The organism is Thermogemmatispora sp., assembly GCF_019683755.1.
Classification (GTDB): Bacteria; Chloroflexota; Ktedonobacteria; order Ktedonobacterales; family Ktedonobacteraceae; genus Thermogemmatispora.
Genome location: NZ_JADGHT010000258.1, coordinates 1 through 6,776, shown reverse-complemented (window position 1 = coordinate 6,776; position 6,776 = coordinate 1). Strand labels below are relative to the sequence as shown.

Annotated in this window: 6 protein-coding genes; 2 read left to right on the top strand and 4 right to left on the bottom strand. The window is 58.3% G+C overall.

Annotated elements, in window-relative coordinates; genetic code table 11:
• The 4 genes from IRZ24_RS14975 to IRZ24_RS14960 form a co-directional block, all read right to left on the bottom strand.
• A partial coding sequence (locus IRZ24_RS14975; protein ID WP_297165638.1) for an AAA family ATPase occupies positions 1 to 368 on the bottom strand: 368 nt, incomplete at its 3' end.
• Positions 369 to 534: 166 nt separating this feature from the next.
• On the bottom strand, positions 535 to 1,377 hold the full coding sequence (locus tag IRZ24_RS14970; protein WP_297165636.1) for an NAD(+)/NADH kinase: 843 nt from the start codon (positions 1,375 to 1,377) through the stop codon (positions 535 to 537).
• A 207-nt stretch (positions 1,378 to 1,584) separates the two neighbouring features.
• Positions 1,585 to 2,763 carry a DUF929 family protein gene (locus IRZ24_RS14965; protein WP_297165634.1) on the bottom strand — a complete coding sequence of 393 codons (1,179 nt, stop codon included), beginning with the start codon at positions 2,761 to 2,763 and terminating at the stop codon, positions 1,585 to 1,587.
• A 201-nt stretch (positions 2,764 to 2,964) separates the two neighbouring features.
• Positions 2,965 to 4,566, bottom strand: a complete 1,602-nt coding sequence (locus IRZ24_RS14960; RefSeq protein ID WP_297165632.1) for an HD domain-containing protein — start codon at positions 4,564 to 4,566, stop codon at positions 2,965 to 2,967.
• A gap of 202 nt (positions 4,567 to 4,768) precedes the next feature.
• Between IRZ24_RS14960 and cas6 the strand changes: the two genes are divergently transcribed.
• On the top strand, positions 4,769 to 5,779 hold the full coding sequence (gene cas6 / locus IRZ24_RS14955) for a CRISPR system precrRNA processing endoribonuclease RAMP protein Cas6 (RefSeq protein WP_297165630.1): 1,011 nt from the start codon (positions 4,769 to 4,771) through the stop codon (positions 5,777 to 5,779).
• Between the two features lie 239 nt (positions 5,780 to 6,018).
• Positions 6,019 to 6,776 (top strand): FHA domain-containing protein (locus IRZ24_RS14950; RefSeq protein WP_297165628.1); only part of this gene is annotated, 758 nt, incomplete at its 3' end.

The following is a 6,776-nucleotide window of genomic DNA, read 5'->3' as shown; positions in this document are numbered from 1 at the left end:
GCGCTGGAGAGATCAGTGCGCAGGCGTTCCAGGCGGCGGCTCTCAGCCTGTTCTATAGCGGCATAGAGCGTATCGCCACTAGGGGCCGCTTCTTCCTCCTCCTCTGCTGTGCGAGCCAGACTCTGGAAGCCATTGTTGTCAGGTGGCAGCAGCGTCTCCAGCGAAAAGACGCCCTCGACGCTGGCGCGCTCGCAGCCAGCGCGCACATACTCTGCACCGATCTTTCCTCCCAACAGGGCGCTAACGGCATCAATGATAATGGATTTGCCTGCCCCTGTCTCGCCGGTAAAGACGTTGAAGAGTCGATGGAAGGTGAGATGCAGATTGTCGATGATAGCAAAATCCTTAATGTTCAGTTCAAGCAACATGGCACTGCACAGGCAACTTTCTCAACGGATGAAGCATGCGGGAGGCAACAGCCGGCCGGTGGATCGGACCGGCAGCCGGGCTGCCACCTGGCACCCGTTGCTGAAGAGAGTGCGGGCGAACGCGCGCCTGGCATCAGGGGATAAGCGAACGAGCGTACGAGCGATCCTACTCGTCATCTCTCAGCTTCGCGTTGATAATCTGGTAAAAGTAGGTCGGCGGTCGGCGTCGCAGAAAGCGGGTCTCATACTGGCTTTTCTGGACAGTGACCATAGCGCCGTTGCGGACCTCGCGATTCAATTGACCATCGGCAGAGAAGACACCGCTTTGCGAGCCAGTCACAATTTGCAGGCGCACGCAGGCATCGGGGTGGAGGATCAACGACCGATCAGAAGCCAGGTGGGGAGCGATTGGCGTCAGAACCATACTCTGCACCTGTGGATGGAGCAGGGGGCCACCGACGGCCAGGTTATAGGCCGTTGAGCCGGTAGCCGTCGAGACAATCACCCCGTCGGCATAGGTCGTACTATAAAAATGATCGTCGATCCAGATACCTACCTGCACTACGCGGGGCCAGGTACCGCGCGCAATCACAATGTCATTCAGCGCCAGAAAAGTTTCGCTTTGTCCTTCCTGGTCCAAGGTGGCTGTTAGCATTGTGCGCGTATCCACCCAGACCGAATCATCTTTCTCTAGATAGTGTACAAGCTCGTAGGGAAGATCGCGGGGTTCTAATTCCGTTAAAAAGCCGACACGCCCGTACTTCACTCCTACGATAGGAATGCCATCGGCGGCACACAGACGCGCGGCGTGCAAAATGGTCCCATCGCCGCCCAGCACGATAACCAGCTCGCAGCCTTGTAACAAGCCTTCGGGGGTCTCCTCTCCCTCCTCGCGGATATCGACACTACGGACCTCGTAGCCGCGGCGGCGCAGAAACGGCTCAAGCTGGGCTGCCGCCTCAGCAGTGTGCTGTTTGCGGCCCTGATAGAATATGGCGATGACCTTCACTGATGGCTCCAGTCAGTCCGCTCGATAGCGCTCGAGCGCGATCAGTCGGGCAGATCCGACGAAGAAAGCGCGCTTGTCTGCCGTCTCCACTGCCTTTTGACAAGGTAATGGTACGTCATCTGGATAGGCTTGTCAACCGTAGTGCAGCTAGGCTCGGAGGGGCAGAAACCCCCTCCCGAGCCGCTTGAAAGCAAACGGACAGATTTTCTAGATCGCTCGCTTGTCGAGACGCAGGCGGCTCTGTGCTGGTAGCGTGCCCTCAGTGAGCGGCGCCAGGCTGAAGGCCGTACGACCGCTGTTCGCCAGGGCCACGCGCGGCAGTTGTTTCTCGATGGACTGAATAAACGTAGCCTTGCAGACGCTAGCTGGCTGATCGTTGGTAGCCACGCAGATCGCCGCTGTCAGATAATTAGCCACGCCCAGGATGCTCTTGGAAATCGACGTGCTCGAATTAGTGAGCTGAATCGCGATGTCCTTCTGTGAGAGGCCACTCAGCAGCCCTGGATCAACGCTCTGTCCCTGAGACATATAGATATTGGCGATGTCCAGGAACGGGAAACCGCCGCTTGGGTTAAGCGCGTTCACCAGGCTCTGCTGTTCCTGCGTTGGCGTCTGCAGGGGTTGCTGATTGCGGTCTTCGACCTCCAGCGGCACAAAATCGATATAGGAGCTGGTGTAGCTACTGCCGTAGAAGGTAAATGTTGCCGTATCGGGATAGACATCGGTGCTGGAGGAGGTTGTCTCGGGTAGGGCACTGAAGTGACCAAAACGACTGAGCGCTATCACCAGAGACCAGCGTTCTGCGGCGCAATAGGGACAGAACTCTGCACCCCAGTAGAAGACCTCTGGCTTGCCATTGGGGCCGACCAGCCGCTCACGGTTAGTGACAGCCTGTAGAGGGTTCTTCTGTCCACCTGTTCCAATTTGGGACAACAGATTTACATCGATACTCGTCACCGTCTTCAGAACCTCGGGGTCGGTGCTCCCCCGGGCTCCAGAGCTGCTGTGCTGCTGAGAGATGACGATGAAACCGCCGATGATCGCCAGGACGACAATCAGAGCTCCGGCGACGATAAGCCAACGTGTCCGTCCACTGACGCGCCGGCGTACGTAGCGGCGTTGCGGCTGATGGGTGCTAGCGGTAGCGCTGGTTGAACGGGCCGCGGCTTCGGCGCGTGTGGCACTGCGCGCAGTGGCTGAGCCTGCGTTCTTGGAAGGGGCGCTCGCTGCACTTTGGAAAGCACTGCTGCTCTGAGCTCCCCCTGTCTTTGCCCCACCGCTGCCTTGAGGGCTGCGGCTCTGTAGCTGGGCCTGCGCCTGAATCTGGGCCCGCCGCTGGACAGCCGAGGAGCCACTACCGCTGTTTTTCTTGCGCTTTTTGGCCATGCTATTCGGTTCCTATCAGGAGTTGTTGAATGGCTGATCAGTTAGCTGAGGAAGCGTTCTGCTGCCGGGTATCGCCAGTTATTATAGCACGGGGCCTTTGAATGGAACAGAGCACCTGTGCGGAGCTGCTGTACATGAGCGGCTCCGGCACCCTCAAGCATGCTGTGCAGCTTCTATCAAAAGATATTTCAGAAGCTTCCTTTAGGAGGAAGGCGAAGAAGAATCATGCTCCTCCGTTCTGCTTGCTGTGTGAGCCTCGTGCGTCTGTAAATATTCGCGAGCCAGCCAGAGAGCTTCCTCCTTCGAGTGGATGCGTTCCTCTGCGCGGGCTTCGGCGATAATCTCCAACAGCTCGCCGACCAGCGGGCCTGGCTGCAGTCCCAGACGGCGCATCAGCTCGTGACCGCTCAGTAGACGTGTTGGTAAAAAGCGCTCCCGCTCATAGAGATAGCTGCGGAAGAGAAGAGCCACACAAGCAAGATGGGCCTCCCAGGCCCCAGCAGGACGGAGATGATAGCCGGGGCCATAGGTTGCCAGATGATCGGCTAGCGAGAAGAGAGCGACATGCAGGCCGTAGGCTCCTAGATCGACAAAGTAGCGTCGAATCGCGCGCGGTGTCACAAACTCCTGGCGTGCAAGCTGGCCCGGGCGCATGTGGTGAAGCGTCACCAGACGTACTAGATGGCGATCATGGCCGCTGGTGCTCAGACGTTTCATGACGCCTTCGGCCAGGGGAGTTCCTGCTTGCTGGTGGCCATAGAAATGGCTTGTCCCCTCTTCATCGTAGCTCAGGGTGGCTGGTTTGCCAATATCATGCAGCAGGGCCGCCAGCTTGAAGGCCGGTTTAGTCAATTCAGAGAACGAGAGCAATCCCTGACGTGTGGCCTCAGCAACCAGAGCGCGCAGTTGCGCCAGATGGTCCGTCTGGTCAGGACCAAGCAAGAGCGGCTGGCACCAGGCAGCGCAAGACAGCTCATCCAAGGGCCGCGGCTCGCTCTGTAGCGCATGCGCTACGGCTTCCAGCGCACTGACGGTTTCTAGCGAGTGCTCGAAGACATCCCAGTAGTGGGGAGGTGGCTGCGGCATACCACGGGCCGGCCCTAGCTCTGGTACCAGGACGGTAAGCAGGCCGTAGCGATCGAGCAGGCGCAGACTGCGCGTCGCGTCCTCCAATTCGAGCAGCTTGTAGAGTTCGCTGAGAAGGCGCTCAGCCACCTCCTCTGTCAGCAGCCGAGCATCGCGGCGGATGAGGGCCTCCGTTGCTGGCTCGATGCGCAGAGAGTAGCGGCGCGCAAAACGGATGGCGCGGAGCAGGCGCACTGGACGAGCCTGAAAGACCTGGGCGTTCACTGCGCGCAGCAAGCCAGCCTGAGCATCGGCGAGGCCGCCGCAGGGATCGATCCACGGCAGCGAGGTCAAGGAGGAGGGTGCGGCGGTGTGCAAGAGAGCATCTAGAGGCAAGGCGATCGCATTGATCGTAAAGTCGCGCTGGCGCAGGTCCTCCTCAATGCTGCCGGTCAAGGGGGCCACATCAATGATCCACTCGCCCTGTGGCCTCCGTATCACCACCCGACTGGCTTTCTCATGCATATGAGCATAGTAACCACCCAGAGCATCGGCCAGTTGACGTGCCAGCCTTGGCGCTTCGCCAGCGACAACCAGGTCCCAATCGACTGAGGGCGAATTAAGGAGCAGGTTACGCAAAGCTCCCCCTACTAGATATACTTCGCTCTGGTGTTGTCTTGCAAAGAAGCGCGCTACCTGCTGTAGTAGCTCATAGGTTTCTTGCTCCAGGAAAGGCACCGACTTCCCTCTCTGCTCATTGGATTGGAGTGGCGATGTCTGGGCACGAAAAAAGGAGCTTCTCCTCTTCCCGTCTACAGCCACCTTTCCTACTCCTGCTAGACAAGAGGTTATACATATTTTATGCTAACATACAGTTGTGGCAGTTGCAACCATTAGCCTGCGGTACATCTACATATGAGAGTTCTCGGAAGGGGCGAGCATGGAAACCACAGCTCTAACATCACCGGGCAGCTTCAAAGCTGATCTCTACGCCCTGCATCTGCGATTGCGGCCATTGCAGCCTGGCACCTTGATGCCGTTCTCAGGCGAATTGGTCCATGGAGCCTGGCTAGAGTGGCTGCGTGGCGCGGCCCCTGATGTCTCTGCGCGCCTCCATGAAGGGAACAAACGTCGCCTCTTCACCTGCTCCAGTTTGCAATTTCCACTGCCACCAGCTCAGGTTAGAGAGGCCGAGCGCCATAATCGGCATCTGCCGCTCAGCCCAGAGAAGACCTATACGGTTCGCATCACGCTGCTGCTCGGCGAGCTATTCCCGCACTTCTACAGGGCGCTAGTGCATTTTGATCATATGAGTGGCAATATGCGACGCTCGCCTTTTATGCAAATTGGTCGCCAGGTCTTTCTGCTCGAAGAGGTCATCGCCAGCCCAGATGACCCCTCACGCTGGACGGGCTTTACGACCTTCCGTGAGCTGGCCCGACAGGCTGCCTCGTTATCGCCTGCGCGCTGTGAGCGCATGACCCTGGAATTCGATTCGCTCACAACCTTTAACTGGATCAACACGCGCAACAAGATCTATGGAAACTATTATGCCCTTCTGCCTTTACCTCGCTATCTCTTCCCTGGCCTTGCCAAGCGCTGGCAGGAGCTTGTCTCACAAGAGCCAGAGACGCGCGAGCTAGCTGCGCTGATCCAACCTGAGCTAATCGAAGAGTATATCCTTGACGATGGTATTATTATAGAAGACTATGATCTGAAGCCGCATCAGGTGCATTTCTCTACCCATGTTCAGCCTGGCTTTATCGGGCGCTGCGTCTATCGGCTGCGTGGGCCTGATCCTGCGTCGGAGCCTGGTCAGTTGTCCTTGTCGACAGCCGTCCCATGCCTGACGGTGCGCCAGCAGCTTTGGCTGCTTGCTTATCTGGCCTTCTACTGTGGCGTAGGGTACAAAACGCCTATGGGGATGGGGCGGGTGCGCCCACTGTTGTAGAGAGAGCATTGTCATTGAGTGAGGTCGTGATTTCCCTCGGGCGGGGTAATCGCGGCCTGCTGAGAGTGCCAGCGTGTTGCCGAGGTGGCTTACTCTCTCTGCGCTTTCTATGCTACCATGTATATAGCAGCGACGCGGCCTGAGTCGATCGCACCGGGTGCCCAAGGTGTGGAGCGAGGCATGCGTGTCAAGCGCGTATTCACAATAAGCACTGTTACCGCCGCAGGAACGCATGGACAATGAGCCAGAGCTACGGTGTGTTACGGGTGGTGCGCATGCCCCACCTTCAACCCCCAACGGCGCGGGGTTGGGCCATACGCGCGCGCGCTCCTCTCTCCTGGTTGCCCGACGAGCAGCTAGTACATGTGGTGACGCGGCGTGAGACCAGCATTGGGCGGGCCCTCAGCAATGACATCGTCTTAATGGACCTCTCGGTTTCGCGAGAGCATGCGCGTCTCATTCTCGATAATGATGGCTGCTGGTACCTGATCAATCTCGCCCCCCACAACGTGGTCCGGGTCAATGGGCAGCCTATTCCCTCCCATGTCCCGTTTCCCCTGCAGTCGCAAGATATCATTGTTCTAGGCAGTACCATGCTCCAGTTTCTGGCTCCTCACGGGGCCGGTCCAGAGGGCGACGCGCTAACGAAGCCGCAAGGGGATCACTCTGCGGAGCAGGTTACGCAGCTACTTCCTAGTGCCCAGCCGCAGGCCATTCTCCCGCCGCCTGCTTATCCCCGTTCGCTTCCAGCCACATTACTGCCGAGTGAAGCTGGTGCTCCTGCCTGTTCCTCTTGGGAGGAGGGTGACAGTGAGGACGAGGGCCTGCTTGGGGGGGGAGTCACCATGCAGTTTGCTCTCTCTCCGCGGCTCGGACGCCGGATGCGTTGGCTCATGGCCGCTGTTGGACTTGGCATTCTTGTTATCTGCGCCCTCATTACTCTTATTCTGAACAGCTTTATTGGTATCAATGCCCTCACACAGAATGGCGCCTCTAG

Bases quoted from the DNA above. Each gene is read 5' to 3' on its own strand.
- IRZ24_RS14965 (WP_297165634.1), bottom strand. From the start codon at position 2,763: ATGGCCAAAAAGCGCAAGAAAAACAGCGGTAGTGGCTCCTCGGCTGTC.
- cas6 (WP_297165630.1), top strand. From the start codon at position 4,769: ATGGAAACCACAGCTCTAACATCACCGGGCAGCTTCAAAGCTGATCTC.